Raw genomic sequence first — 25,098 nt, forward strand, 5'->3', positions numbered from 1 at the left:
GGTCTTCCCATATCGGACTCTCCGTTCAGGACTCAACTAACAGCCCTGCCACAAAGTCTGACGCGCGACACCTGAACCGACTCCACTCCGAAGCCGCCCTCGCCCGCATCTGCGGCGTCGCCCCGATCCCGGCAAGCTCAGGCAACACCACCCGCTACCGACTCCACCGCGGCGGCGACCGAGCAGCGAACTCCGCGATCCACATGATCGTCATCAACCGGCTGCGCTGGCACGAACCCACACGCACCTACCTCGCCAAACGCACCGCCAATGGCAAGACCAAGAAAGAGACCATCCGATGCCTCAAAAGAGCCATCGTCCGAGAGCTCTACCGAGCACTCCGAAAAGACCTCGAACTCACCCTTGACACTGCATAGGAGCATCCATCACTACGTTGACACCGGCGGATGGGCCATCCGCATGATCGGCGGGGCACCACACGTCCGAGCACCAGCATGGATCGACCCCAAAGGCACCTGGCGACCCACAGCCGCCACCGCACGCGGAAGGCCGAGACGACGCGAATGAGCGCGCCCGGTGCAATGGCCGCACGGCACGGCGGGCGCGCAGGACGTTCCCGCGTCATCCGGACGCGAACCTCGAAGCACTGTGACGTGCTGAACAAGAATCTCAAGCTGCACGGCGCCGGCCGGCCTACCCTTCGGAGCGCTCCCGCAGGGAGAACTCCGCCGATTTCGCACGCTCGACGGGGAGGTGCTGGGCGCGCGATCGCACCAACGAGGTCCATCCGATGATGAGGGCCTCTGGATCCATGAACGCCACCGCTCGCACGGTCAAGGCGACGAAGAGCACCGCGCCGGACAGCCCGAGCGCGATTCCGAATGCAGAGCGCGATTCCGAATGCAGAGAGGGCCGCACCTCGCGGAGCGATGCCGCGTCAGAGCTCGAGGCCGACCAGCACCGGCTCCGGCTGCAGCAGCACACCGAACTCCGCCTGCACCCTGCCTTGTACGAACGATGCGAGTTGCGCGATCTCGAGCGCGGATGCCCCGCCACGGTTCGTGATCGCCAGGGTGTGCTTGCTCGAGATGGCGGCTGCCGATCCGGGCAGCGCGAACCCTCGCGAGATGCCGGCCTGCTCGATGAGCCACGCGGCGCTGAGCTTTACGCCGGGACCTTCGGCCGATTCGGCCCGGGCCCGGTGACGTTCACGGTCGGCCGCCGCTTCAGCTAGCAGCCCGACGGTCGTGCTCTCATCCGCCGTCGAGCCGTCGAGCGCCGCCACCAGATCGGGCTCCTCGGGCGCGAGCGGCCAGCGCGGAGCACCCGCCGGCAACGTTCGCGCGAATCGCGCGGAGACGATCGGGTTCGTGAAGAACGAGCCGGCGCTCACCGAGTCCGGATCGTCCGGATCGAGCACCATTCCCTTCGATGCCCGAAGCGAGAGCACGGTGCGCCGTACCTCACCCAGCGACACCCGCGAGCCGACATCCACCGCAAGGGCGTTCGCGAGCTGCCCGTACGCGATCGGCTCGCCAAGCGCTGCGCCGACGTCGGGTCGCTGCAAGAGCTCGAGCTCCACCGCGATCACGACGCCTTCCAGCCCGCGCTTGAGTACAGACGTGCGGTAGCCGAGCTCGAGGTCGGCGGCGGTGAGACGGCGGACGTCCCCGGTGACGGCATCCAGGAAGTCGACCGCGACCAGCACCGACGACAGCTCCTGTCCGTAAGCGCCGATGTTCTGCACGGGTGCGGCGCCGACACTGCCCGGGATGCCCGACAACGCCTCGATACCCGCCCACCTGTTGCGCACCGCGAGCGCCACGAGCGAGTCCCAGTTCTCGCCTGCCTGCACGCGCAGCCGCACCGCATCCGGGTCTCCGCCGTCGCCGGCCTTCACCCGCTGCACTCCGCTGGTTGCGATGCGGATGACAGTGCCGTCGAATCCCTCATCGGCCACGACCGTATTCGAACCACCGCCGAGCAGGAGCACGGGTTCGCCCGATGCATAGGCATCCGCGGCGAGCTCGATGAGTTCGGCCTCCGTCGCCGCGGTTGTCAGGTGCGGAACGGGACCACCCACCCGCATGGTGGTGAGCGAGGCGAAGGTGGTAACGGCTTCCGTCACGCGAATGAGACCCACGCCTGGGCCTTGCCGAGTACGGTGCGGCCGTCGACCGTCGCGATGACGTCGATGCGTGCCCGGTTGTCCTCGGCCTCGACAACGGCCGCCTTCGCCGAAACCGTCAGGGTGGTGCCGTCGTTGCGGTCGACGACTACGGGCCGGGTGAACCGCACCTGGTAGTCCACGACCCGCGAAGGATCGCCCACCCAGTCGACCACGGTCTGAATCGCGATGCCCATGGTGAGCATGCCGTGGGCGAGCACGCCGGGCAGGCCGACGAACTCTGCGATGTCGTCCCGATAGTGGATCGGGTTGAAGTCTCCGGATGCGCCGGCGTAGCGCACGAGGGAATCCCGCGTGATGAGATGCTCAGCGTGCGCCACCTCGTCGCCGACGGCGAGTGCGTTCAGGTCGGGTGTCGTGGTGGGCATCAGTCCTCTCCTCTCACTACGAGGGTGGACGTGGCCGTGACGACGTGCTGCCCGGATGCGTCGCTGATCGCGGTCGCAGCCGTCACCATCGAGTTGCCGCCGAGCGTCTTCACCTCGGTGACGGTGAGCTGCGCGGTCAGCTCGTCGCCGGCGACGATCGCGCGCGAGTACTCGAATCGCTGGTCGCCGTGCACCACTCGCCCGAAGTCGATTCCGGCATCCGAGTCGCTGAGAAGCTGCGCCAGCGTGCGCTCCTGCACCACGATCGGGAACGTCGGCGGCGCCACGACGTCAGCGTGGCCGGCGGCTCTGGCTGCCACAGGATCAAGGTTGATCGGGTTCGTCGCAAACACCGCTCGTGCGAACTCCCGCACCTTCTCCCTTCCGACGAGATACGGCTCGGTCGGCGGGTAGGCGCGACCCTGAAGGGCGGGGTTCACTGGCACGCAGTTCATTGTACGGATGCCCTGCTTCCGCCCGGCGCGACCTGCGCGTGCGGAGGCACAGCGCGTAACCGGCAAAGAAGAAGGACCCCGGCTGATGCGCCGGGGTCCTTCGAGGTCTGTCAGTGCGAGGTGCCTACTGGCAGCTGTCGCACTGCAGAAGATCCATCGGGTCGACGGGAACTGCGTAACCGCCGACACTGTCGTTTTCGTAGTCCATGATGACCTCCCCTGAAGTATGTCTTCCCGGGTTCGTCACCCGGCCGCTCGGTGCTTTCCCCCCGCGGTGTTCACCACTATATAACGTGAATCACACGATTGTCATTCCACTAGATGTTGTGTTTTCGAATTTCGTCCCGATTCACTCCCCACGGTAGCCGGGACCCCTGACATCCGCGTGAGCCTGTTCGCAGGCGCTACCGAGGCTATTGGGGAAGCGACCTGCGCAGCCGGCAGCACATTGAGCGCAATCCCACCTCACGCACCGCCCAGAACCCGCTCCATCCGCGGCGTGTCGACGTTGCCGAACACGGCGTGTCGGCGCGCATCGCTGCGCGCTCGCTGGATCTTTATGCGATCACCCGTGACCCCCGGTTAGGGGCAGCACGGTGGCTGTCTACCGCGCCTCGGGCCGCGTACATTCATAGACAAGGTTCTAGATTCGGGGATGGACCGTGGAGACTGCCGAGGCGCGAACGCCTACGCGCTTACTGCGCCTGCTGCTGGGCGGGCTGGGAGTGGCCGCTGGTCTTGTGCTGCTCGGACTCGCGTTCGGTTCGCATTCCGCCTCGGCTGAGGAACCGGACGCTTCGCCGCCGGTGACCAGCACGAGCGCCAGTTCCGGTTCGGGTCCGCTGGGCACCGTCGGATCGGCGCTCGGCGCCGTGACCGCTCCGGTCTCCGACACTGTCAGCGCGGTGACTTCCACGGTCTCGAGCGTCGTGAACCCCGTGACGCAGTCACTTCCGGCTCCGGTGCAGCAGGTCGGGCAGCCCTTGACGGATGCCGTTACCGGCCTCACGCAGTCGGTCTCGGTCACGCAGACCCTCGCGTCGGTCACTGGCGCAGCCGACCAGGTCGTCGGTTCCGTCCCGATGGTCGGGCCAACGCTGAGCTCGACGCTCGGCTCGCTCACCGGAGCGACGGCGTCCGTGACTGGAACCGTGGATGAGGCGGTCGGCGATGTGGGCACGGTGACCGGGACGGTCTTCGGACCGGCGGCTCCCGGCTCGGGCCACGGCGTACCTCCGGTGACTTCGAACGGGTCGTGCAGCCCGCAGCCAGGCTCCGAGACCGCTGTGATCCCGGTGCTTCCAGCCGTCTCGGCGGGCTCTTCGGCAACCTCGTCCGGGAACGAGGCGTCGGCACTCTCGTCGTTGCCGCCCGGCGCTGCTTCCGGCAGCGGTACTTCTGTGGCGGCCGCTTCTGGCGGTCCTCCGTGGGCCCCAGACACACCGCCAGGAGGCTCAGCGACGGGCAACAGCACGGCATCCGGAGGCGGCTCTGGGGGCGGCTCCGCCTTCAGTTCCGTGCCGGAGGTCGCGCTCCCCGGCCTCGGTCTCGGCCTGACCTCTGCGCCTGAAGGCGACGATCGACTTCCTTCGACACCTACCTACGAGACCGACTCGACCCCTGATTGAGCGGGTCCGCTCCGCCATGCCCTCGCACGGCATCCTGACGATGCTGCGTACGGCGACAGGCGGAAGACGCGACCTCAAGTCTCCCTGTTCGACGTGCCAGTGATGCACGCCTGGGGAGCAGCTCAACAACTCTTTTCGGGGGAGTTTCATCATGAACAAAATCGTGTCGAGAGGGCTGTGGTTCACAGTCATCCTCGGCGGTCTTTCACTGGCGGGAATCGGAGCCGCGAACGCGGCAGAGCCCTCCACGAGCGGCAACGACGGAGCAGGCTCCGGCGATGTGCTCGGCATCAACCTGAGCGCTCCGATCTCGCTGGCGGGCAACACCATCAGCGGGCTCGACGACGCGCTCACCAACGCGGCGACCACCTCGGCACCGGCAGCTTCGGCACCGGCGGCTACGACGTCATCCGCGCCATCCGCCCCGGCGGCTCCGGCACCGGTGACGACGTCCGGAAACAACGGAATCGCATCCGGGGACATCGTGGGTGGCACGGTGACCGTTCCGGTCACGGTCTCCGGCAACACCATCAGCGGCACCGGAAGTTCCATCACCACCGATCCCGCCACGACCCAGGCGCCCGCACCCGCTCCCGCGTCCACCGGTTCCTCCGGTGGGGCGACTGGAGGCAGCGGAAGCGTGCTGGGCGGTGCAGTGGCACCGGTGACGGTGAACCTGCCGATCACGGTCAGCGGCAACGGAATCAGCATGCTGGGCGACTCGGCATCCGACAAGGCGGATACGTCGAACGGCACGGGGGGCACCGTTGCCGCTGCCACACCAAGCACCACGACAGGCAACAACAGCCTGCTCGGCGGGTTGCTGCTGCCCATCGGGGTGAACGCGCCGATCGCAGTCTCAGGAAACGCTGTCAGCGTCGCCGCAGACTCAGGCACGACAAACCCTGCCACGACCACCACTGCCGGTCAGACCGGCGGCGCTGGCGGATCAGGCGGGACCACGTCGGGCAGTGACGGCGTGCTCAGCGGGATGGTCGGCGATGTCGGCCTCAACGCGCCGATCACGGTCGGGGGAAACGCCATCAGCGGGTTGGGCGACTCCGCCACATCCGCACCGGCCACCATGGTCGGCTCTGGCAGCGGTACGACGGGCACTCCAGCACCGTCGGGCTCGACCACAGCTGGGACGGATAGCATCGGCGGCGGCCTCGTGGCCGGTGTCGGAGCAAGTACCCCTGTCACGATCGGCGGCAACACGGTCAGCCTGGTTGGCGATTCCACCACCTCCGATCCGGCCACCACGGTGAACGGCGGCGCCACCTCCGGAACCGCCAGCGCCGGCACACCGGCGGGAACCACGGGCGGCAACGACAGCATCGCAGGCGGCCTGCTTTCGGGCATCGGTGCGAACGCCCCGATCACCGCAAGCGGCAACGCGATCAGCGGTGTCGGAGCCGCCGCCACGACCGGCCCGTCCACCACGGTGAACAGCACTGGATCGACCTCACCCTCGGGCGACACCACCTCCGGCAACGGGGGGCTGCTCGGCGGCGCGCTCGTCGCGGCCGGAGTCGGCGTCCCCGTAACGGTCCCCGGCAACGCGATCAGCGTGATCGCCGACTCCACGTCCACCGGTGCGAGCACGGCCGTCGGCGGTGCCACGGGTCCGGCGGGGAGCACCTCCGGCAACGGAGGCCTCGTCGGCGGTATCCTCGGGTCGATCGGCGCGGATGTCCCTGTCACGGTCGGCTGCAACGCCATCAGCGTCATCGGTGCCTCCGGTACGAGCGGATGCGCGACCGCGGTCACTCCGGGTACCCCCGGCACGCCTGGAACCCCGGGCACGCCCGGCACCCCTGGAACCCCGGGCACGCCCGGCACTCCGGGTACCCCGGGCACGCCGGGCACCCCGGTGTCGTACGTGACGCCGGTGTCGTCGGTGCAAGCATCCGGCAACGCCATGAGCCCCAGCACACTGGCCGACACCGGATCCGATCTGCTGGGCGCTCTGGGCGCCGCGCTCCTTGCCCTGCTCGCGGGGCTCGGCGCGTTGCTGTTCACGCGCCGGCGCGCTGCCAGGGCATAACCGCAAGTAACGAGAACACACGCGGCGTGCGCCGCCGCCCGACCTACGTGCCGGGTGGTGGCGTCCGCCCGCCGTGTGCGCTCGACGTAGCCGGTGAGCCGGGCCGCTGCGCCGGAACGGCGCACCCGGCGTTATGCGTGAGCTGTCCAGACCGTGTTGCGACTCGCATCCGGCCGGTCACGCTGTGACGGTGATGCTTCAACGGCATCACCGTCGCCGTCATGCCTGGATGACCGCGAGAACGTTACCCGCCGGGTCGCGGAACCACGCGATGTCGGGGCCCCACTCGGGGTTTCCCGGGCGCGCGATGCCCTTGGAATCGGTGGGGAATTCCGCATCGGAGTAGATCTTGGTCTGCACGCCTGCCGCGTTCAGCTCGTCGACCGCGGCATCGATGTCGTCGACCACGAAGTTCAGGATGGTGAACGACGCCGGCGTGTGGTTGGGCTTGGCGTAGACGAAGACCTCGGCACCGCTCGGAAGGGTGAGATGGATGCCCATGTCACCATCGCTCTCGACCTGGAGTCCCAACGTGGTCGCGTAGAACTTCCGCGCCGCGTCGAGGTCGTCGACGCTGAATCCGCTGAACGAGTCGATCGCTGTGAACATGGCACGTCCTCAACACAAAGCCCGATGGGCCTTCAGTTGAGGCTCATCGGGCGGAAACGGGGTAAGCGGGCGAATTGTTTTCGAACGGGCCGCTTGCTCGCCGCCCCCACGGCGAGCAATGAACGACCCAAGAAGAGCTTGGTCCCAGGCCGTGAGCATTGTCAAGCATTGCTGAACGGAGCCGGCGTACCCAGTTCGGGTAGCTCCGAGACGTTCGCACCGATCGGTTGCGCGAACGGAAGCCCGACGTAGCCTGGAGTGGTCGTTAGCTCGTTGTGGAACGCGTCGAAGGAGATGGTGACCATGCGCGCATCGGTGGGCGAGCGCATCCTCATTCGCGGAACGACCGTCGAGGCACCCGATCGGCACGGCGAGATCGTCGAGGTACGCGGGGACGACGGGGCTCCGCCGTACCTGGTGCGCTTCGACGACGGGCACGAGACGCTCGTGTTCCCCGGCTCGGACGCGACAGTGGAGCACCAGGCGTCGTAGCCGGCTACGACCGAAGGTCCAACCAGCGCACCTGCTCGTCGGTGAGCGCGACATCCAGACCCGCCATCGATGTGCGGGTCTCCTCGATGCTGCGCGGGCCGAAGAGCGGGAACGTCGGGAACGGCTGAGCGAGCACGTACGCGAGAGCGATCGCGGTCGGAGCGACACCGAGCTCCGTCGCCAGCTGCCTGGCGCGTGCGAGACGCTCGAAATTGTCGTCGCTGTAATAGCAGCGCACCAGCTCGGCGTCCGAGGTGTCGGCACGGTCGGCCCGTGCGAAGAACCCGCGAGCCTGCGACGACCACGGCAGCAAGGTGGTGCCGGTGCGCTCGAGCCATTCGCGGTCAGCGACGTCGGTGACGTGCCGGCATCCGGCCCACGGCACATCGAGCGCGTGCGCGAGCCCGAAGTGGTCGCTCAGCGCCGAGAAGCGTTGCTTGCCGTGGGCATCCGCGTAGGCCAGTGCCTCTTCGTACCGCTCGATCGACCAGTTCGATCCGCCGAAGGCACGGATGCGCCCCGCTCGCGCCTGCTCGTCGAGCACGTCGACGAACTCCCCCACCGGGATCTGCTCGTTGTCGCGGTGCATGAGATAGAGGTCGACGTGGTCGGTCTGCAACCTCTCGAGCGTCTCGTCGAGCTGGCGCACGATCGACTCAGGGTCGCAGTGCGGGGTGTGCGCGCCCTTGCCGATGATCACGACCTCGTCGCGAAGCCCGCGATTGGCGACCCACTGACCGAGCAACCGCTCCATCGATCCGCCGCCGTAGATGTAGGCCGTGTCGAACGCGTTGCCGCCGCGCTCGACGAAATCGTCGAACATGGCCGAGGCGTGCCCGAGCGTGGTCTGGTTGTCGACGCCCATGACGAGACGCGACACGTCCTTGTCGAGGCCGGGGATGCGTCCGTAACGCATGGTGGCGTCCGATCGCCTGCTCGGAGCATGCCCGCTTGCCGGCGGGATGTCTGCGGTCGGGGCCTCGAATGGATACTGCAGGCCGATCGCGGTGCGCCACTGATCGAGCACGCGCGCATTGCCGAGCGAGTCGGCCCATCCGATGTTCGGGCTCTGCCCGTCCGCAGCGTACTCGGCGACGGCATCCGCCTGCAGCGCGTACTGCCACGCCGGTTCGATGCGAATGGTCTCGGTGCCGTCCGTGCGGCTCAACTCGAGATAGCTCGGATCGGTAGGGCTGGGGATCCATGGCTGAGGCACCACGATGCGGCCCTTCGAGCCCGTGACCACGACTCTGTTCTCGTCTTCCAGGCGTACCCCGCACGTGACGTGCGCTGTGATGCCGGAGCCGAAGACGAGGGATGCCGTGGCCCATTCGTCCACGCCGGTCGCCCCGACCTCGCCCTTCGCCGTGAGCGACACCGGGTCGGCGAAGCGCTCCCCGATCGCTGCGCCCGCCACCCAGCGAGCGGCCGAAACCGGGTACCCGCCGACGTCGAGGATGCCGCCGCCCGCGAGCTCGGCATTCAGAAGCCGGTGCTCGGGAGGCAGGTGGGCGCGGAACGCGAAGGCGGCATCCACGTGCTGCACCTCGCCGATCGCACCCTGGGCGATGAGCTCGGCGAGCCGCACGGTCTGCGGGTGGAAGCGGTACATGTACGCCTCGGCCAGGTACCTGCCGTTGCGGCGTGCGGCCTCGACCACGGCCATGGCGCCGGCGTGGTCGACCGAGAGCGGCTTCTCGCAGACGACGTGCTTGCCGGCATCCAGAGCCTGGATCGCCAGGCGCACGTGCTGGGTGTGCACGGTCGAGATGTAGATGGCGTCGACGTCGGGGTCGGCGAACAGGGCGTCGTAGGACTCGTGGATGCGGATGCCACCGGGCTCGCTCTCGAACTCGGCGGCGAACGCGCGCGCCCGCTCGGTGTCGCGGCTCGCTACTGCCACCAGGCGGCCCGTGGCGCTGTGCGGCAGTTGCTCGGCGAATCGGTGAGCGATGCCTCCCGGTCCCACGATTCCCCAGCGCACGTGCTGCAGGGCCTCGGCCATGAGTTTTCCTCCGTCGTTCACGATCGTGTTCGGGTGAGCCGGCAGCCCGGCGAAGAGATGGCGTGCACGTCCGTCGGCCAGCGCGGCCGTGAACGTTCACGGTGAGTGAGACTACCAGTACGATTCCGAGCATGGCAAGGGCCGGATCCGGCGATGTGAAGCCGGCGACGATCAACGACGTCGCTGCGGCGGCCGGCGTCTCGCGTCAGACGGTCACGCGTGCCATGAACGACCTGCCCGACGTCAGCCCGGCCACGAAGCGACGTGTGCAGGAGGCGGCGGCCGCGCTCCGCTATCGCCCCAACCGGGCAGCGCAACGGCTCGTGCGCGGCGGCGACGTGACGATCGGCTTCGTCGTCGGCGACCTGCGCAACCCGTATTACCCGGAGCTCGCGACCGAGCTCACACACCGGGCGGCCGAGCGGGACTGGGGTGTCGTCATGACGGATGTCAGCGGTCGCCGCGGCACCGAACGCGTCGAGTCGATCGTGGGCCGCGTCGACGCCGTCGTCGGCCACCTCGCTCGGCGGCACCGGGACCTCGTGACCTCGCGGGTGCCGACCGTGCTGCTCTCCGACGACCCCGTGGAGTCCGGGGCGGGCGTGCGGTTCGAGTACGCGAGCGCCATGAACGACGCCATCTCTCACCTGGTCGCGAGCGGGCGCCAACGCATCGCGATGATCGACGCCAGCCACGGCCCGTCGCTGCGTTACCGCTTGCTCGTTTCGGCGCTGGAGGATCACGGGCTGAGTGCACAAGCCGTGGTGCCTGCCGCCGACACCCATCAAGGCGGCGTCGCCGCTGTGTCGCAGTTGATGGAGCGCGCACCACAGGTGGACGCCGTGCTGTGCTTCAACGACGTGCTCGCGGTGGGTGCGCTGAAGGGATTCGCGCTGGCAGGCATCCGGGTGCCTGACGACGTCGCCGTGATCGGGGTGGACGGCCTCGACATCGGCACGCTCGTCACACCCGAGCTCACCACCCTCGCGCTCGACACCGCAGAGCTCGCCGCACACGCGATCGACCTGGTGGACGCCGTGCTCCGCGGGGACACGGGCGAGAGGTTGCACCGGTCGATCGCGCACACGCTGCTCATACGCGAGTCGGCGTAGCGCGACACATATCGGCCCCGCCTAGCGCGTTACTGCACCGACCAGCCGCCGTCGGACGGCAGCACCGCACCGTTGATGTTCACGCCGTCGTCGCTGAGCAGGAAGGTGATCGACGCCGCGAGCTGCTCCGCGGTCGCGACGGTGGGGATCGCCGCCTGGAAGGGCTGCAGGCGCGCGGAGCCCGCCTGGGAAACGTTCGGCGGGAACGGGATGCCCGTTGCGACTCCGCCGGGGGCCACCGCGTTGACGCGGATGCCCTGCGGTCCGTACATGAACGCCGCACTACGTGTCAGGCCGATCACGCCGTGCTTCGAGACGGTGTACGCGTTGCCAGAGGCGTTGCCGCGGATGCCCGCCTCCGAGGCGATGTTGACGACGGATCCGCTGCCTGCGGCGATCATCGCCGGCAGCACCGCGCGGGTCAGCTTGAACGCGCCGGTCAGGTTGATCCCGATCACGCGCTCCCACGTGGCATCCGTCGTCTCGTGCAGCGGAGAGAAGTCGTCGTTGACCCCCGCGACGTTGGCGAGGGCGTCGATGCGTTCCCCCGCCGCCGCGACGATGGCATCCACGTCGTCCTGCTTCGTGATGTCACCGACCACAGTGATCACCTGAGCCTCGGGCAGTGATCGGGCGAACTCCTCCAGTCGCTCGTCCGACACGTCGACGGCGACAACCCGGCCGCCCTCGCGGGCGACGCGGGACGCCGTCGCACGACCGATGCCCGATGCAGCGCCGGTGACGATGACGGTCGTGCCCGCGAACCGGCCCGGCGTGATCTTCTCCGCCCATCCCGTGCTGTCGGTCTCTTCCGGCATCACGCCGCCGTTGACCTTCAGCACGAGATCGTCGACCACGGACTGCGGCAGCTGGCCCTGGCTCAACGCCACGAGCTGCTGAAGCGGCAGCCCCTTGATCGGCGCCAGCGCGGACTCGTCCGCGCCACTGGCGGCGAGCAGCCCGCGCACCAGCGGACCGCCCTCCGGATGATCCAGCCATCGCCCGATCGGGCTGTTCGCGGTCAGCGGTTCGCGGATTTCTGCCATGGGTTTCTCCTCTTTCATACGGTGGACGGGGCGGCAACCCGAGGGTTGAAAGGTCACCCAGCGGTGACGGGCTCTCTCGGCTTCGGAGCGGGTGTGCTCGTCGCCGGCACCCCGTGCAGCGGATGGCTGCGCTCGAGCTTCGCGCCCTCCACGTCGACATCGGGGAGGATGCGGTTCAGCCACCGCGGCAGCCACCAGGCGGCCCGTCCGAGCAGGTGCATGAGCCCAGGCACGAGCAGCATGCGCACGACGAACGCGTCGAACAACACCCCGAACGCCAGGCCGAAGCCGAGCGGACGCACCATCGCGAGCTCGGAGAACACGAAGCCGCCGAACACCGAGATCATGATGATCGCTGCCGCGGTGACGACGGCTCGGCCGCCCCGCAGCCCGGACACTACGGCTTCGCGCGCGGGCAGTCCGTGCACATACGCCTCGCGCATGCCGGTGACCAGGAACAACTGGTAGTCCATGGCGAGTCCGAAGAGCACGCCCATCACGATGATCGGAGCGAAGCTCAGCACCGGACCAGGATCGTGCACTCCGAACACCGGGCTCAGCCAGCCCCACTGATATACGGCCGTCATGCCGCCGAACGCGGCGAACAGCGAGAGTACGTACCCGCCCGTGGCGATGATGGGCACGAGCAGCGAGCGGAACACGATGATCATGATGATCAGCGACAGACCGACGACGACCGCGAGGTAGAGCGGGAGCACCCCGGCGAGCTTGTCGGAGATGTCGATGTTGGCACTCGCCTGCCCGGCCACGCCAAGCGTCACTCCGCCGGCGAGCTCGTCGTGGTCGCGCAGCTCGTGCACGAGCTTCTCGGTGGATGCACTGCTCGGGCCGTCCTTCGGAACCACCTCGAAGGCCATGAAGTCGTTCGCCTTCGACGTGCCGATCGGCGCCACCGCCACGACGTCGCTGCGGCCCATCAGGTCGCCGGCGATGCTCGCCTGCGTCGTCGTGACATCCGCCGAGCTCACCGGCTTAGGCAGCGTCGCGGTCACGATCAGCGGCCCGTTCTGCCCTGCACCGAACTCGTGCGCGACCGCCTTGTACGCCTTGTACTGCGTCGAGCTCGTCGACTCGGACGATCCGTCCGGTAGGCCAAGACGCATCGAGAGCGCCGGCAGTGCGATGATCAAGAGCCCGACGACGGCCACCACGACACTCAGCACGGCACGGCCGGTACTCATCGGCCGCACGACAGGGGCGCGGTGCGACTCCTGCCCGACCTGCGCTCGCGCCTTCCTGCCCAGCACGCGCAGTCCGAGCATCCCGAGCAGCGCTGGCGTGAGCGAAACCGCGACGAGAACGGCAACGAGCACGCACACGGCACCCACGGTTCCCATGACGCTGAGGAACTGGATGCCGCTCACGTTCAGCGCAAGCAGCGCGACGAGCACTGTGGCGCCGGCGAACACGACGGCGTTGCCCGCCGTGCCGTTGGCGAGGCCGATGGACTCGCGCACATCCATGCCGGCCAGCAGCTGCCGTCGATGCCGGTTCAGGATGAACAGGGCGTAGTCGATACCGACGGCCAGCCCGAGCATGACACCGAGCACCGGGGTGACGGACGACATGTCGACGACACCGGAGAGCGCCATCGAGCCGGCCACGCCGACGCCGACCCCGATCAGCGACGAGATCAGCGGCATCACGGCCGGCATCAGGGCGCGCATCATCACGATGAGCACGATCAGCGCGATCACCACGCCGGTGATCTCGCCCGGTCCGATCAGTCCGCTGATCGAGGTGGCGATCTCGGACGAGTAGTTGATGGTCACGCCAGGGATGCTCGCGGCATCCAGTTTGTGCGCGACGGCGGTCTTCACATCGGCGGGCAGGTTGAACAGGCTGTCCTTGAACTGCACCATGCCGATCGCGGTGCTGCCGTTGCTCGACACTGTCTTGATGTCGGCGGCGGCGTCGAGCAGCCTCTGACCGGCATCCAGCTGCTTCTTGGACGCGGCGAGCTTCGCCTCGCCCGCATCCAGCTGTGCCTGTTGCGCCGCGAACCGGGCGGATGCCTGGTCGTATGCGCCCGCCGCTTTCGCCTGGGCGATCGCCGAGTCGAGTTGCTGGGTGCCGGTATCCAACTGCGCCTGCGCCTGCTGCAGCTGAGCTCGCGCGTCAGCCAGCTTCTGCTGCTGCGCCTCGCGCTGCTGCTGCGTCTGGAACGGGTCGACGGTGCTGTCGACGCCCTTCACCTCGCCGACGGACTTCAGCAGCGAACTGATCTGCTGCCTCTGGCCGGCATCGAGGGATCCCTTCGTGGCCTGGAACACGACAGTGCCGGTCGCGCCTCCGCTCTGGTCGAGCTGCTTCTGCAGCTGGTCGGTGACTCTCGAGGTCTCTGTTCCGGGGATGTTGAAGCTGGTGGCGAGCGTTCCGCCGAACGCGAGGAACGCGCCTCCGGCGAGCGCGAGTGCGACGATCCAGCCGATCAGCACGGTCCACGGTCGCCGGGCGGAGAAGAGTCCGAGGCGATTGAGCAGGTTGGCCACGGCGAGCCTTTCTTGTCTCGGGTGCAGGGAACGCGCGCAGCTCGACGGCGAACGGTGCGAACGGTATTCACGCTATCCAACACATGTTGGAAAACCGGCAGCTGTTGGAGAACTCTCAGTGAATGCAGGAGTTCTCCGCAGGTCGCGCCGGAAGTCACCGTGGCGAACTCTCATGGCAGAATCGCGGATCATGGATGCCCGCATCGCCCGAACCCGCGCGAGCCTGCAGGACGCGCTGATGGAGCTCGCACGCGAGAAGCCCCTCGACGAGATCACGGTGGCCGACATCGCCGACCGTGCGGGCGTCAACCGCAGCAGCTTCTATCAGCACTACGCAGACAAGGACGTGCTGCTGGCGGATGCGCTCGACGCGGCGTTCGAAGAGACGGGCGCGCGGCTCGCGATGCTGACCGGGCCGGTGTCGGGACCACCGGATGAGATGCGGATCTACCTCAGCCACATCGAGAAGCACGCGGCCCTGTACTCGCGGGTGCTCGGCGACCGGGGCTCCGCCGTCGTGACTGCCCGGGTGCGGGACCGGATCGAGCAGGTGGCGATGGAGGGCATCAGCCGCACCGCGTCGTCGGCGTACGGAGGCGTGCCGCTCGAGGTCGTGGCGGCCGGCATCACCGGCGCTGCACTCGGCGTCGTTCGGGCCTGGTTGGAGCGCGATCCGCGACCGTCGGTGGAGACCGCGGCCGACTGGCTGTGGCAGGTGCTGCTGGGCCCGGGCGGCGCCTGGACGAAGACGGACTAGTCTCCGGCCGACGCCGACCAGTTCCAGTCGATCGCGAGCGCTACGCCGGCGTCGCGCACCAGGTTGAGGGCTGGGCACCTCCGCTCGACGGATGCCTGCAGCCTCAGTCGTTCCTCCTGCGAGGCCGTCGCTACGAGCTGCACGTCGAGTGAGTAGTCGATGAAGTGCGGCGAAACATCCGCAGTGCCACGGAAGCCGCGCACATCCATGTGCGCGATGCTCGACGTTTCGATCGACTCGAGCACCACTCCGAGTTCGACGGCAACGGTCTCGATGACCACGGTGATGCATCCGTTCAGCGCGGCCGCGACGAGCTCCATGGGCGTCGGAGCGGTGTCCGTTCCGCCCACTGGCAGCGGCTCATCCGTTCTCAGGTCGAAGCCGCGCACCGTCAGGTCCGTTGCCATGGATCCCTTCCACACGCCGCGGGCGCGTACGGACTTGATCGCGGGAGTGTCGTCGCCGGGTACTCGGCTCATGGCCTCAGCGGCCTCGCCGCCCGCAATCGTGGCAGGACCGGTCGCGAGGTAAGTCATGAGCGAACTCAACGCGGCGGTGCCTGCCGGGAGCAACCTTCGGCGTAACACGCGGTCACGCGACGACATCTAGCGGCCGAATGTGACAAGGCACTTGGGACGAGAGGGATGCCGACATTAGCCTCAGCGCACCGCGTCCGTTTCCCCCCACGGACGATCCACCTGCCCAGAGGTCCGCACGGGCCAGAAGGACCGCCATGACCGCTCTCGACCTTCACGAATCCGACCAGCCGGTGCAGAGCGCGCGCACGAGCAAGAAGCGGGTGCTGACCTCGTCGTTCGTCGGTACCGCCGTCGAGTGGTACGACTTCTATGCGTACGGCACCGCGACGGCGCTCATCTTCAACGTTCAGTTCTTCCCGTCGTCCTCGTCGGTGTTCGGCAGCATCGCCGCCTTCGCGATCTTCGCAATCGGCTTCATTTCGCGCCCGCTCGGCGGCGCCATTGCCGGCCACCTCGGCGACCGCATCGGCCGCAAAGCGCTTCTGTCGATCTCACTCGTGGTGATGGGACTCGCATCAACGGCCATTGGGCTGCTCCCCGGTTACGCGACGATAGGCCCGACCGCTGTCGTTCTGCTCGTGATCCTTCGACTCATCCAGGGCCTGGCGAGTGGGGCGGAGTGGGGCGGTTCCGCAACACTGTCCGTCGAACACGCGCCGCGGGGTCTGCGGGGCTTCTTCGGCAGTTTCACGCAGACCGGTTCGGCCGCTGGCATGCTCCTGGCTACCGGGTCGTTCGCTCTCGTCGAGGCATTTCTCACACACGACCAGTTCGTCGCGTTCGGTTGGCGCATTCCGTTCCTGGCCAGCGCCGTGCTCGTGGGCGTCGGCCTCTACATCAGGCTCGGCGTTGATGACTCGCCCGAGTTCCGGAAGATCAAGGAGGAGGGCCGCCTCGAAAAGGCGCCAGTGACGGTCGTGCTGCGGTACCACTGGAGGGCGCTGCTGATCACGATCGGGCTCCGGCTCGCCCAGCCCGGCCTCTTCGCCATCCTCGCCGTGTACTTGCTCAGCTACCTCTCCGCGAAGCGCGGGGACGCCACGCAGGGCGTGACGTCCGTTGCGATCGTGTCCGCTATCGGGCTCGCCTCCGGACCGCTGTGGGGCTACGCGTCCGACCGCTGGGGACGCAAACCGATCGCTGTCGTGGCCATCGTCGCTATCGGCGTGTTCATCTGGCCGTTCTTCTGGTTCCTCGACGAGGGCTCACTCGTGTTCCTGCCGCTCGTGCTCATCGTGGGCATGAACCTGATCCACGACGCCATCTACGGCCCGCAGGCGGCGTGGTTCGCAGAGCAGTTCCCGGTGGAGGTGCGGTACACGGGCGTCTCGCTCGGCTGCCAGATCGGCACCGTGCTCTCCGGCGGCCTGACCCCCGTCATCGCAGCATCGCTGCTCGTCGCGGGAGGCGGGCAGCCGTGGTTGATCTGCCTCTACATCACGGGCCTGGCCGTGCTCTCGCTGATCGCCGCCATCGCGGCGAAGGATCCGGCCCGCGCGTACATCCGCAATCCGCAGACGCCCGACACGTTCTGATCTGCGCGCGTCGACGGCGCAGCGCACACAAACCACCCATCCAGCCGAGGAGATCCGATGGCCAAGCAGATGATGCTCAACGCGTTCGAGATGATGGTGCCGGCGTTCCAGTCACCTGGGCTGTGGCGGCATCCCGACGACAAGAGCTACCGCTATGCCGAGCTGGACTACTGGATCGAGCTGGCGCGCACGCTGGAATCAGGCGGGTTCAGCGGGATCTTTCTTGCGGACATCCTCGGCCAGTACGACGTCTACGGCGGCAACGGCGACGCGACGATGCGCGGCGGCGTGCAGTACCCGGTTCTCGACCCGACCGTCATCATCCCGGCCCTCGCGGCCGGAACGTCGAAGATCGGCGTCGGTGTCACCGCCTCGGTCACGTACGAGCACCCGTACTTGCTCGCCCGGCGCTTCACCACGCTCGATCACCTGACGAACGGACGTGTCGGCTGGAACATCGTCACCTCGTACCAGAATTCGGCGGCGCGCAACCTCGGCCTGACCGAGCAGCCACCGCACGACGAACGCTACGACCGCGCCGACGAGTACATGGATGTCGTATACAAGCTCTGGGAGGCGTCCTTCGACGATGACGCGGTGGTCGCCGATCGCGAGACCGGCGTTTTCATCGACCCCTCGAAGGTGCGTCGCATCGACCATTCCGGCACCTATTTCACGGTGCCCGGGCCCGCGTTGGCAGCACCGTCGGTGCAGCGCACACCCCTGCTCTTCCAGGCGGGCGCGTCACCGCGCGGGCTGTCGTTCGCGGCGCAACACGCCGAGGCCATCTTCTTCAACGGCCCGACGCCCGCCATCGTTCGCAAGTGGGTCGACACGGTACGCAATTCGTTGGTCGAGAAGGGCCGTAGCGCGGACGCCGTGAAGATCTTCACGATGGCGACCGTGATCGTGGCCGAGACCGACGAGGCTGCGCAGGCGAAATACGAGGACTTCCAGCAGTACGTCGATCCCGAGGCGGCGCTCGCGCTGTTCGGCGGTTGGACCGGAGTCGACCTGTCCGGCGTCGACGTCGACGAACCGCTCGAGTACGTGCAGTCCGAGGCGCACCAGTCGGCTCTGGCGACGTTCACCAAGCTCGACCCGGCGCGCGTATGGACCGTTCGCGAGATGGCCAAGTTCATCAGCATCGGTGGTCGCGGACCCGTCATCGTCGGTTCGCCGCAGACCGTGGCCGACGAGCTCGAGCGCTGGATCGAGGAAGCCGACGTGGATGGCTTCAACCTCTCGAGCGTCATCCGCCCGAGCGGCGAGGAGGATTTCGTGCGCCTCGTCTCCCCCGAGCTGCGCCGGCGCGGTGTGCTCGCGGAGCCGCAGGAGGGACAGACATTCCGCCAGGCCGTTCTCGGCAAGGGATCCCGACTCGCCGACGATCACCGCGGAGCGCAGTTCCGGCCCGTGCGGGCGAACGCCTAGAGCTCGCCACGCCGCCAGAGTTTCGAGGGCCACCAGATCGCCCGGCCGATGTCGTATGACACTGCGGGCACGAGCAGCGAGCGCACGATCAGCGTGTCCACGAGTACCCCGAACGCGACGATGAACGCGATCTGGGCGAGGAACAAGATCGGGATGACACCGAGCGCGGCGAATGTGGATGCGAGAACGAGTCCTGCTGACGTGATGACGCCGCCGGTGACGGCGAGTCCGCGCAGGATGCCCTGCCGTGTGCCGTGCAGTTGCGTCTCCTCCCGCACCCTGGTCATGAGGAAGATGTTGTAGTCGATGCCGAGGGCGACGAGGAACACGAACCCGTAGAGAGGTACGGCGGGGTCGGCGCCCGGAAAGTGGAAGATGCCGTCGAACACGTAGGCCGAGACGCCGAGGGAGGCGGCGAACGACACCACGACCGAGAGCACGAGCAGCACGGGTGCGAGGATCGCCCGCAGCAGCAGCATCAGGATGAGCAGGATCACGACGAGCACGATCGGGATGATCGTGTTCCGGTCGTGGATCGACGCGTCGTTCGAGTCGATGGCCACCGCCGTCACTCCCCCGACCAGGATGCCGCCGTCAAGCCGGGTGAGATCGGTCCGCAGCGACCGCACCGTCGACTCGGCGGCATCCGAGTCGGCAGGATGCGTGAGGGTCGCCTGCAGCATCACGTCGCCGTCGACGACGCTCGGCGCAGGTGTCGCGGTGCCGGGCGGGCCGAGCGGCTGTACGCCGTCCTTCGTGACCGGCGCGGTTCCGCTCGGCGAGTCCCCCGCGACAACGGTCACGGACGATACTCCGGAGTGATCGAGCAGGAGGTCCGCCATCGGTTGCAGCTGGGACTCGGGGCCGACCACCATGGCAGGGCTGCCGGATCCGCCCGGGAAGTGGTCGGCGAGTACGTTCTGGCCGTCGCGGGCCTGCGAGTGTCCCAGGATGAGATCGCTCTGCGGAACGCCCTCCGCCTTCAGCTGCAGCAGGCCGGTCGCCCCGGCGAGCAGCGCGATCGTGCAGAGGATCCAGATCGTCCGGGGCGCCCGGCGGATCCATCCGGCGACCCGCGCCCACAGCCCGTGCGCATCCGGCCCGACGACCTGCGGATGCTCCGAGCCGAGCTTCGGCTGCACCGGCCAGAACGCCGCCCGGCCGAACGCGAGCAACAGCGACGGCAGCAGCGTCATGGCCGCGAGGAATGCGAACACGATGCCGATCGCCGCCACCGGCCCGAGCGCCTTGTTCGAGCTGAGGTCGCTGAAGAGCAGGCACAGCAGGCCCACGATCACGGTGCCGGCCGAGGCGACGACGGGACCGAACGCGCCCCGGATGGCCGTCCACGTCGCCCTCCATCTGCTCGTGAACTCGCGCAACGCCTCGCGGTATCGCGAGACGTAGAGCAGCGAGTAGTCGGTGGCCGCACCGATCACGAGGATGAACAGGATGCCCTGTACCTGACCGTTCAGCTGTACGACGCCCCACTTCGCCAGCCACCACACCACGAGCAGCGCGACGCAGAGCGCGAACATCGAGGTGGCGAGCACAAGCACCGGCAGCAGTGGTGACCGGTAGACGATGACCAGGATGACGAACACGGCAGCCAGTGCCACCGCGAGCAGGATGCCGTCGATGCCGCCGAACGCGGCGACGAGGTCGGCGGTGAACCCGGCGGGACCCGTGATGTACGAGTCCACGCCTTCCAGCGTGCTCGAGTCGAGGTGGGTGCGAAGCCCAGCGACGTGTGCGTCGAGGTTCGAGTCGTCCGCGATCGGCACGAAGACCTCGGCGGCCTTGCCGTCTTTCGACGACACCGGTGGCGACACACCGCCGTGCACGCCCGGCAGGTCGGCGATCTTCTTCGAGTCGTCCTTGATGGATGCCAGGTCGCCCGTCGTCAGGCCCGACGAACGCTGGTAGACGACGATGGCGGGTACCGCGCTGCTGCCGCTGAACTTCGGCTGCAGGTCGGCGACCTTGGTGGCATCCGCGCTGGCCGGCAGATAGCTGGACTGATCGTTGCTCGAAACCTCGGAGACGCGCCCGAAGTACGGGCCGCCCACACCGGCCAGCGCGAGCCACACCACGATGAGAACAGCCGGCAGCAGGGCCCGGAACCAGCGCGGCGTCCGTCTGCTCTCATCAGTGCTCATAGTCGAGCAATATAGCTAGCGCATCTAGTTATAAGCAAGGCTAGAGCCCTCCGGCTCAACGTGGTACGTCGCCGCGCCATCCTCCCGTCGCCGTACCCTGGGCCTCGATGAGGCGCTTGAAGTTCTCGAGATCCTTCTTCACCGCGTGGCTCGCGACGCCGAGCTTCGCGCCGGCCTGCTCGACCACGCCGTCCGGCTGCCAGTCGATCTGCACGGTCACCCTCGACGTGTCGTCGCTGAGTTTGTGGAAGGTCACCACGCCCGCGTTCGGCGTCTCACCGCCGACACTCGTCCAGGCGATCCGCTCGCCGGGATGCTGTTCCGTGATCTCCGCGTCGAACTCGCGCGTTGCGCCGCCGACCGATACCCGCCAATGCTGATGCGTGTCGTCGAGCTGGGTGATCTGATCGACTTCGTCGAGGAAGTCCGGGAATGATTCGAACTGCGTCCATTGGTCGTAGGCCGTCGTGACCGGCACCGAAACATCGATGCTCTCCGTGATCCGCGCCATGTTTCCTCCTTTGCGGAGCCTCTAGCCAACGGAATGGATTCAAGACTCGATAGGGGTTGTCAGACGACTGGTCGCCCCCGATGATCCGGGTGGATGCTCGGTGCGCGTAAGAGTGGATGGCTAGCCTGGCATGCATCAAGCCCGCCCCTACACTGGCGATATGGGCCAGCCGCGAGACCGTCGGGACGTCGGGTCCGACGCTGTGCTCGACCCGCGCGTGATCGATCCCGACCAGGAACTCGTGAGCCTTGAAGGGCTCGGCGACGAGGAGATCGCTCAGATCGTGCATGTCCTCGCCGCCATGCGCAACTGGCGCGAGGCGGAGCAGGAGCTCAGCTTCCGGTCCAGGAACGAGATGAAGCTGAACGAGACCGACATGAAGGCCCTGCGGTTCCTGGTGGCTGCGAAGAATAGGGACGTCCTCGTCACGCCGAGCGTCCTTGCGGATCACCTGCACATCTCGACGGCGTCGACGACGAAGCTCCTCGACCGCCTCGAACAGGCGGGGCACATACAGCGAGGCCCCCACCCCACCGACCGTCGCGCTCTTGTCATCAGGATCACGCAGCAGACCCACGAACAGGTCCGCGACAGCGTGGGGCGCATACATGCGCACCGGTTCGCCGTCGCCGCCAGCCTCACGTCTCGAGAACGTGAGGTGGTCATCCGCTTTCTGCAACGCCTCGTCGATACGGAGCCCGACGCCACAGGCGATGGCATGACCGGGCCAGGATAACCGCTCTCCGCGTTGCTACAGCGCCCGCCGGAGCGCCTCGCCCGGCGTGGGCGCCGAGGGAATGTACGTGCAGCCGTCGTAGAGCGGCCACACGGCCCAGGCGCCGGCGTCGTTGCGGTACAGGTAGCCGAGCACCGTGTCGTTGCGCACGATGTTCCACGGCTCGCCCGCCTCGGGCTGAACGAGGGTGAACGGCGTGTTGTTCACGACGACGACTTGCGACCCGGGCTGCGGCTGGAAGTTCTCGAGCATGGTGAATCGCATCTTATGCGGTCCACTGGCCCCGGAGTGCGCCGAGCCTCAGTCTTCGAAGTCGCCGTACACTCCTCCCCACCCGGGCTCGAGCTCCGCGGTGCGAGCCCTGAGCTGCGCCAGCGCGACGCCATCCATCAGCTCGGCACCGTCGGGTTCGACGCTCGAGGTCCAGATCGGACATCCGTCCCCGAGCACGAGTTGTGCGTACTGACGGGTGCCGTCTTCGTCGATGAACGGCACTTCGGCGACTTCGACGCGGTGCAATCGGGCGAGCGAAACCCCGTAGATCAAAACTGCGTCGGCGAGTGCGGTTCCGGTGAGTATCGATGTTCCTGAGATGTTGATGCGCTTCATGATTTCCCAGACGACCGTCCCGCGAGTTCGCCGGAATCCTGGACGACCTTATGAATACGGTACGCGCCGTCCCCGTGCGCAGCACCCCTTTACAGATCGAGATCGAGGCTTACGATGCCCCGGGCGACGTCGTCGAATCGTTCCCGATGGCTGCGCGCGTAGGAGCGGACGAGCTGGAACGCCTCGACGCCCGGCCGCGTCAGCCCCGGCACGGTCATTATCAACGCCAGCTCGTCACCGGCTCGCTCTCCTTACACTGTCGATATGCGATCGAAGCGGGTGCCGGCGTGAGCGCGCATCACGAGCACGGGACGGATCACGGGCGTGGCGCACGCGAACACGGCGGTCGCGCCGCCGTCATCACCGTTTCCGATCGCGCGGCGGTTGGCACGCGAGTTGACGAGTCCGGCCCTCTGGCCGCGGCGCTGCTGGCCGACGCCGGCTGGCACGCCGAGGTGCGGGTCGTGCCCGACGAGCTTGACGCCATCGCGGGCAGCATCCGCTCCGCGATCGCAGGAGGCGCGCAGCTCGTGGTCACGACCGGCGGAACGGGACTCGCGCCGCGCGATGTGACGCCCGAGGCGACAACGCCGCTGTTGGATCGCGCGCTGCCCGGTATCGCTGAGGAGCTTCGCCGAGTGGGCTCGGCCGCACTGCCCAACGCTCTGCTTTCGCGAGGCGTCGCCGGGGTGCGGGAGAACGCGCTTGTCGTCAACCTGGCCGGTTCGCCGGGAGCCGTGCGCGATGGAATCCCGGTCGTGCTCTCGGTCGCCGCCCACGTCGTTCAGCAGCTGAGCGGCGGCGAGCACGCCTCGACAGGGCCGACAGATGGTGACCACTCGTGATCGTGCGCGCTGGGCTGTCGGACCAACCGCTCGACGCGACCCTGATCCTGGCAGAGGTCGCCGCGACGGATGCCGGCGCCACCGCCCTGTTCGTCGGAACAGTGCGCGACCACGATCCGGGCGCGGCCGGCGAGGTGGTGCGACTGGAGTACACGGCGCATCCGGATGCCACCGCCGTGCTCGAAGAGCTCGCTCGGGCCCTCGACGCCGAGGGTGTGCGCATCTCGGTCAGCCATCGGATCGGAACGCTCGCGGTGGGCGATGTCGCCATCGTCTGCGCCGTCTCGACCGCGCACAGGGCGCAGGCGTTCGAGACCTGCCGCGAGCTGGTGGAACGGGTCAAGGCCGAGCTGCCGGTGTGGAAGAAGCAGGTCGAAGCGGACGGCTCGTCCTCCTGGGTGGGCCTCGGCCGAACCCTCTGACGCCACCCTGCGGGTTCTCCGCGCGAGGGTGCGGGTTCGTCCTCCCGAAGGGGCGGGTTCGTCCGCGAACTCAGCCGCCGGCGAACGGCGGGAGCACGTCGACGGTCGCGTCGGCCGGCACGAGATCGTCGTCCGCGAGGCGTGCGCCGTCGACACGGACGGCGCACCGTTCGAGCACGCGCGCGAACTCAGCGCCGTGCTCGTCGGCGAGCGCCGCACGCAACTCGCCGAATGTCATGCTCGCGTCGACCTGCTGCTCGTTGAGGCCGGCGGCCTCCGCAGCGCCGGCGAAGAAGCGCACCCTCATGACTGGCCAGCAGCCGCAGCGTGGCGCTGGATCGCGGCGCGGGTCGCGGCGGCAGCGTCGTCCATGGTCATGCCGCCGGCGACGGCGAGGCCGACCAGGTAGGTGGTCAACGGTCCGGCCGGCCGCGTCACGCCGTGTGCGGCGTCGCGGGTGAGGTCGAGCAGCTGCCCGGTCGGCACCCGGGAAGGGTCGAGGCCTAGCGCTCCGGCCAGCTCCGTCACCCACGCATCGAGGTCTGCCGGCGATTCGTTCATTCTTCGATAGTGCTCGATGGCCGGCCAGGTATCAAGGTCGATCGAGGCGCCTACGCGGTCCGGAACGACGCGCAGTCGGCAGGCGGCGAGCATCCGCCGCACGGATGCCCCGGCGACCTCGGGCAGTGCCCCGACGGCTGCCCGCAGCGACTGCGTGCTGTACCGCCCGGCGAGCCACTGCTCGCGTCCGTCGGCATCGGCGAGAATCACGCCGTCGGCGTCGCCGAGCGCTTCCGGCCGCAGGAGCGCGACGATGCGATGGGCCCGTGGAAGGTCGCACGCGAGAACCCAGGTCTCGGCGGGCGCCGGCTCGGGAAGGGCGTTCAGCCCCGCGGAGAGCGCCGCGACCGGACCGCCGAACGGAGGATCCTCGCGCACCATCGTGACGCCGTCTCGCGCGAGAGCGGACGGGCCGACGACGATGAGGGGCGAGCATCCCTCGACGGCATCGAGCACGTGGTCGAGCAGGGTGCGGCCATCCACCTCCACCGATGCCTTGTCGACGCCGCCGAGCCGGGACGCCCGGCCGCCCGCGAGGATGATCGCGGCTGTGCTCACGGCGCCGC

At 68.1% G+C, this 25,098-nt stretch carries 27 protein-coding genes; 11 read left to right on the plus strand and 16 right to left on the minus strand.

Annotated features, from left to right (window positions below; genetic code table 11):
• Nucleotides 1-377 (plus strand): transposase (locus tag ACYVI5_RS07955; RefSeq protein ID WP_460579742.1); only part of this gene is annotated, 377 nt, incomplete at its 5' end.
• Nucleotides 378-898: 521 nt separating this feature from the next.
• On the opposite strand, the gene ACYVI5_RS07960 is transcribed toward ACYVI5_RS07955, so the two are convergent.
• Genes ACYVI5_RS07960 through ACYVI5_RS07970 form a run of 3 tightly spaced genes read right to left on the minus strand, consistent with a single transcriptional unit; the run spans nucleotide 899 to nucleotide 2,963 of the window.
• Nucleotides 899-2,050 carry a UDP-N-acetylmuramate dehydrogenase gene (locus ACYVI5_RS07960; protein ID WP_460537516.1) on the minus strand — a complete coding sequence of 384 codons (1,152 nt, stop codon included), beginning with the start codon at nucleotides 2,048-2,050 and terminating at the stop codon, nucleotides 899-901.
• Between the two features lie 35 nt (nucleotides 2,051-2,085).
• Nucleotides 2,086-2,517, minus strand: a complete 432-nt coding sequence (locus tag ACYVI5_RS07965) for a MaoC family dehydratase (RefSeq protein ID WP_460579743.1) — start codon at nucleotides 2,515-2,517, stop codon at nucleotides 2,086-2,088.
• Entirely contained in the window at nucleotides 2,517-2,963 is a 447-nt protein-coding gene (locus tag ACYVI5_RS07970) for an FAS1-like dehydratase domain-containing protein (RefSeq protein ID WP_460537512.1), read from the minus strand. Before ACYVI5_RS07970 ends, ACYVI5_RS07965 begins: the two co-directional genes overlap by 1 nt.
• Nucleotides 2,964-3,634: 671 nt before the next feature.
• On the opposite strand from ACYVI5_RS07970, the gene ACYVI5_RS07975 reads away from it, so the two are divergent.
• Nucleotides 3,635-4,600 carry a hypothetical protein gene (locus tag ACYVI5_RS07975; RefSeq protein WP_460579744.1) on the plus strand — a complete coding sequence of 322 codons (966 nt, stop codon included), beginning with the start codon at nucleotides 3,635-3,637 and terminating at the stop codon, nucleotides 4,598-4,600.
• Nucleotides 4,601-4,751: 151 nt separating this feature from the next.
• Nucleotides 4,752-6,647 carry a beta strand repeat-containing protein gene (locus tag ACYVI5_RS07980; protein ID WP_460579745.1) on the plus strand — a complete coding sequence of 632 codons (1,896 nt, stop codon included), beginning with the start codon at nucleotides 4,752-4,754 and terminating at the stop codon, nucleotides 6,645-6,647.
• A 219-nt stretch (nucleotides 6,648-6,866) separates the two neighbouring features.
• Here the strand turns inward: ACYVI5_RS07980 and ACYVI5_RS07985 are convergent, their stop codons facing one another.
• Both ACYVI5_RS07985 and ACYVI5_RS07990 read right to left on the minus strand, forming a co-directional pair.
• Entirely contained in the window at nucleotides 6,867-7,256 is a 390-nt protein-coding gene (locus tag ACYVI5_RS07985; RefSeq protein WP_460579746.1) for a VOC family protein, read from the minus strand.
• Nucleotides 7,257-7,417: 161 nt separating this feature from the next.
• Complete coding sequence (locus ACYVI5_RS07990) at nucleotides 7,418-7,561, minus strand: hypothetical protein (protein WP_460537504.1); 144 nt, start codon at nucleotides 7,559-7,561, stop codon at nucleotides 7,418-7,420.
• Between ACYVI5_RS07990 and ACYVI5_RS07995 the strand changes: the two genes are divergently transcribed.
• Nucleotides 7,560-7,748: a DUF1918 domain-containing protein gene (locus tag ACYVI5_RS07995; protein WP_460537502.1), complete on the plus strand. Its 189-nt coding sequence runs from the start codon at nucleotides 7,560-7,562 to the stop codon at nucleotides 7,746-7,748. The genes ACYVI5_RS07990 and ACYVI5_RS07995 overlap by 2 nt on opposite strands.
• A gap of 4 nt (nucleotides 7,749-7,752) precedes the next feature.
• Here ACYVI5_RS07995 and ACYVI5_RS08000 read toward each other — a convergent pair whose 3' ends face one another.
• Nucleotides 7,753-9,753, minus strand: a complete 2,001-nt coding sequence (locus ACYVI5_RS08000; protein WP_460579747.1) for an aldo/keto reductase — start codon at nucleotides 9,751-9,753, stop codon at nucleotides 7,753-7,755.
• A 131-nt stretch (nucleotides 9,754-9,884) separates the two neighbouring features.
• Here ACYVI5_RS08000 and ACYVI5_RS08005 point away from each other — a divergent pair, with 131 nt between their 5' ends.
• A complete protein-coding gene (locus ACYVI5_RS08005; protein ID WP_460579748.1) occupies nucleotides 9,885-10,865 on the plus strand; it encodes a LacI family DNA-binding transcriptional regulator in 981 nt (326 codons plus the stop codon).
• Nucleotides 10,866-10,894: 29 nt separating this feature from the next.
• On the opposite strand, the gene ACYVI5_RS08010 is transcribed toward ACYVI5_RS08005, so the two are convergent.
• Together ACYVI5_RS08010 and ACYVI5_RS08015 are read right to left on the minus strand one after the other, a co-directional pair.
• A complete protein-coding gene (locus ACYVI5_RS08010) occupies nucleotides 10,895-11,911 on the minus strand; it encodes an SDR family NAD(P)-dependent oxidoreductase (protein WP_460579749.1) in 1,017 nt (338 codons plus the stop codon).
• Nucleotides 11,912-11,964: 53 nt separating this feature from the next.
• A complete protein-coding gene (locus ACYVI5_RS08015; protein WP_460579750.1) occupies nucleotides 11,965-14,424 on the minus strand; it encodes an MMPL family transporter in 2,460 nt (819 codons plus the stop codon).
• 172 nt (nucleotides 14,425-14,596) lie between these two features.
• Between ACYVI5_RS08015 and ACYVI5_RS08020 the strand changes: the two genes are divergently transcribed.
• Nucleotides 14,597-15,181, plus strand: a complete 585-nt coding sequence (locus ACYVI5_RS08020; protein ID WP_460579751.1) for a TetR/AcrR family transcriptional regulator — start codon at nucleotides 14,597-14,599, stop codon at nucleotides 15,179-15,181.
• On the opposite strand, the gene ACYVI5_RS08025 is transcribed toward ACYVI5_RS08020, so the two are convergent.
• The gene (locus ACYVI5_RS08025) at nucleotides 15,178-15,717 is read right to left on the minus strand and encodes an OsmC family protein (protein ID WP_460579752.1); all 540 of its coding nucleotides are present in this window, start codon (nucleotides 15,715-15,717) and stop codon (nucleotides 15,178-15,180) included. The two genes, ACYVI5_RS08020 and ACYVI5_RS08025, sit on opposite strands and share 4 nt — an antisense overlap.
• A gap of 197 nt (nucleotides 15,718-15,914) precedes the next feature.
• Here ACYVI5_RS08025 and ACYVI5_RS08030 point away from each other — a divergent pair, with 197 nt between their 5' ends.
• Together ACYVI5_RS08030 and ACYVI5_RS08035 are read left to right on the plus strand one after the other, a co-directional pair.
• Nucleotides 15,915-17,255 carry an MFS transporter gene (locus tag ACYVI5_RS08030; RefSeq protein ID WP_460579753.1) on the plus strand — a complete coding sequence of 447 codons (1,341 nt, stop codon included), beginning with the start codon at nucleotides 15,915-15,917 and terminating at the stop codon, nucleotides 17,253-17,255.
• Nucleotides 17,256-17,312: 57 nt separating this feature from the next.
• The gene (locus ACYVI5_RS08035; protein ID WP_460579754.1) at nucleotides 17,313-18,689 is read left to right on the plus strand and encodes an LLM class flavin-dependent oxidoreductase; all 1,377 of its coding nucleotides are present in this window, start codon (nucleotides 17,313-17,315) and stop codon (nucleotides 18,687-18,689) included.
• Here the strand turns inward: ACYVI5_RS08035 and ACYVI5_RS08040 are convergent.
• Nucleotides 18,686-20,848, minus strand: a complete 2,163-nt coding sequence (locus tag ACYVI5_RS08040; protein WP_460579755.1) for an MMPL family transporter — start codon at nucleotides 20,846-20,848, stop codon at nucleotides 18,686-18,688. The two genes, ACYVI5_RS08035 and ACYVI5_RS08040, sit on opposite strands and share 4 nt — an antisense overlap.
• A 55-nt stretch (nucleotides 20,849-20,903) precedes the next feature.
• Complete coding sequence (locus ACYVI5_RS08045) at nucleotides 20,904-21,359, minus strand: SRPBCC family protein (RefSeq protein WP_460579756.1); 456 nt, start codon at nucleotides 21,357-21,359, stop codon at nucleotides 20,904-20,906.
• 160 nt (nucleotides 21,360-21,519) lie between these two features.
• Between ACYVI5_RS08045 and ACYVI5_RS08050 the strand changes: the two genes are divergently transcribed.
• On the plus strand, nucleotides 21,520-22,095 hold the full coding sequence (locus ACYVI5_RS08050) for a MarR family winged helix-turn-helix transcriptional regulator (protein WP_460579757.1): 576 nt from the start codon (nucleotides 21,520-21,522) through the stop codon (nucleotides 22,093-22,095).
• Nucleotides 22,096-22,110: 15 nt separating this feature from the next.
• Here the strand turns inward: ACYVI5_RS08050 and ACYVI5_RS08055 are convergent, their stop codons facing one another.
• From ACYVI5_RS08055 to ACYVI5_RS08065, 3 genes are all read right to left on the minus strand, one after another.
• Nucleotides 22,111-22,347 carry a hypothetical protein gene (locus ACYVI5_RS08055; protein WP_460579758.1) on the minus strand — a complete coding sequence of 79 codons (237 nt, stop codon included), beginning with the start codon at nucleotides 22,345-22,347 and terminating at the stop codon, nucleotides 22,111-22,113.
• Between the two features lie 48 nt (nucleotides 22,348-22,395).
• Nucleotides 22,396-22,704 carry a hypothetical protein gene (locus tag ACYVI5_RS08060; protein WP_460579759.1) on the minus strand — a complete coding sequence of 103 codons (309 nt, stop codon included), beginning with the start codon at nucleotides 22,702-22,704 and terminating at the stop codon, nucleotides 22,396-22,398.
• Between the two features lie 89 nt (nucleotides 22,705-22,793).
• The gene (locus ACYVI5_RS08065; RefSeq protein ID WP_460579760.1) at nucleotides 22,794-22,922 is read right to left on the minus strand and encodes a hypothetical protein; all 129 of its coding nucleotides are present in this window, start codon (nucleotides 22,920-22,922) and stop codon (nucleotides 22,794-22,796) included.
• A gap of 69 nt (nucleotides 22,923-22,991) precedes the next feature.
• On the opposite strand from ACYVI5_RS08065, the gene ACYVI5_RS08070 reads away from it, so the two are divergent.
• A complete protein-coding gene (locus ACYVI5_RS08070; protein ID WP_460579761.1) occupies nucleotides 22,992-23,549 on the plus strand; it encodes a MogA/MoaB family molybdenum cofactor biosynthesis protein in 558 nt (185 codons plus the stop codon).
• Nucleotides 23,546-23,971 (plus strand): molybdenum cofactor biosynthesis protein MoaE, encoded by a 426-nt coding sequence (locus ACYVI5_RS08075; protein ID WP_460579762.1) that lies wholly within the window; start codon nucleotides 23,546-23,548, stop codon nucleotides 23,969-23,971. The genes ACYVI5_RS08070 and ACYVI5_RS08075 overlap by 4 nt, the downstream gene beginning before the upstream one ends.
• Before the next feature lie 70 nt (nucleotides 23,972-24,041).
• Here the strand turns inward: ACYVI5_RS08075 and ACYVI5_RS08080 are convergent, their stop codons facing one another.
• The gene (locus ACYVI5_RS08080) at nucleotides 24,042-24,278 is read right to left on the minus strand and encodes a MoaD/ThiS family protein (protein ID WP_460579763.1); all 237 of its coding nucleotides are present in this window, start codon (nucleotides 24,276-24,278) and stop codon (nucleotides 24,042-24,044) included.
• Complete coding sequence (locus ACYVI5_RS08085) at nucleotides 24,275-25,090, minus strand: NTP transferase domain-containing protein (RefSeq protein WP_460579764.1); 816 nt, start codon at nucleotides 25,088-25,090, stop codon at nucleotides 24,275-24,277. Before ACYVI5_RS08085 ends, ACYVI5_RS08080 begins: the two co-directional genes overlap by 4 nt.
• Between the last annotated feature and the right edge of the window lie 8 nt (nucleotides 25,091-25,098).

Source organism: Humibacter ginsengisoli (assembly GCF_054780095.1).